2 protein-coding genes are annotated in these 1,324 nt (G+C 38.3%); both read left to right on the top strand.

The genetic code is table 11. The features are described 5' to 3' along the window. Window positions 1-967 (top strand): T9SS sorting signal type C domain-containing protein (locus B8977_RS14950; protein WP_143736566.1); only part of this gene is annotated, 967 nt, incomplete at its 5' end. Between the two features lie 74 nt (window positions 968-1,041). Beyond that, window positions 1,042-1,260, top strand: coding sequence for a hypothetical protein (locus B8977_RS14955; RefSeq protein WP_143736567.1), 219 nt, complete (start codon window positions 1,042-1,044; stop codon window positions 1,258-1,260). Window positions 1,261-1,324: the final 64 nt, after the last annotated feature.

Consider the following 1,324-nt stretch of genomic DNA (forward strand, 5'->3'; position numbering starts at 1 on the left):
ATACACCTCTGTAGGTAACCCTTATCCATCTAACATTGATTCTGAGTTATTTATGTCTGCAAACGGCAGTGTTTCCACTTTGTATTTCTGGAACAATACAGGTCAGGCAGGAATGAACTATGCGACTTACACCACTCTTGGAGGAAGCCCTGCAGGAGGCGGAAGTGAAACTCCGACAGATTTTATCAGTGTAGGTCAAGGTTTCTTAGTTGAATCATCTTCATCTTCGGTTACATTTAACAATGAGATGAGAGTATCTGACGCAACAATTTTCTTCAAAGAAAGTACAGTTGAGAAACACAGATTCTGGTTAAGCCTGAACAATGAATCAAACCAAAACCTCAACAACATTTTGGTAGGTTACATGAGCGGAGCCACCCAGGGAGTAGATAACCAGATCGACGGAAAACAATTTGCAAGCCAAGGATCAGCATTGTACAGCATTATTTCGGAAGAGAAATTTGCAATCCAGGGACGTGCACTGCCATTTGAAAATACAGATGTGGTAACATTAGGATTCCAAGCCGCTGAGGCAGGTAAGTTCAATATTTCACTTTCAAACTTCGACGGATTGTTCACAGAAGGGGAAGTAACTGTTTACCTGAAAGACAGACAGTTGGATATCATCCACAACCTGATGGAATCTTCTTATACATTTGAATCTGCAGCAGGAGAATTCAAAGAAAGATTTGAAGTAGTTTACCAAACAGAAGGTACAATGGGGATCGGAGATTTGGCATCAGCTGCAGTTCTGATTTACAAAAACAACCAGAACATTGTCGTTGAATCTAAAAACGAAAAAATCCTTTCAGTAGAATTATTTGATTTATCAGGAAGAAACATTCATTCAAACAACAAAGTGAATGCAAATACCTACCAAATCAAATCAAATGCTCAAGGAGTTTTGGTTGTAAAAGTTCAAACTCAAAACGGTGAGGTTGTTACCAAAAAAGTAATTAATAAATAAAAACATATGTTGTGTATTGTGCGTTACAATTTAACGCACAATATGTGACAATAAATAGAACTAAACAAAACGATATGAAAAATAACATTTTAAGATACGGGCTTCCGGCATTTATGTGGCTGGTATTTTCACTTCCGGCTTTGGCTCAGTTCAACAATCCCGGAGATCCGCCAACGGAAGATGATCCGGATCCGGCACCGATTGACAACTGGATGTTGATTCTGGTATTGGCAGGTATTGCTTTGGGAGCATATCTGATCATAAAATATAACAGAAAAGCAATTGCTCAATAATTTAAAATTTAGCTCAAGAAAAATACCCCGGTAATCCGGGGTATTTGATTTTAGAAGTAGGAAT

It is taken from the genome of Moheibacter sediminis, from assembly GCF_900176425.1.
Lineage (GTDB): Bacteria > Bacteroidota > Bacteroidia > Flavobacteriales > Weeksellaceae > Moheibacter > Moheibacter sediminis.

What these genes read in the sequence shown, in the direction of transcription:
- B8977_RS14955 (WP_143736567.1), top strand. Translation starts at nt 1,042, where the DNA reads ATGAAAAATAACATTTTAAGATACGGGCTTCCGGCATTTATGTGGCTG.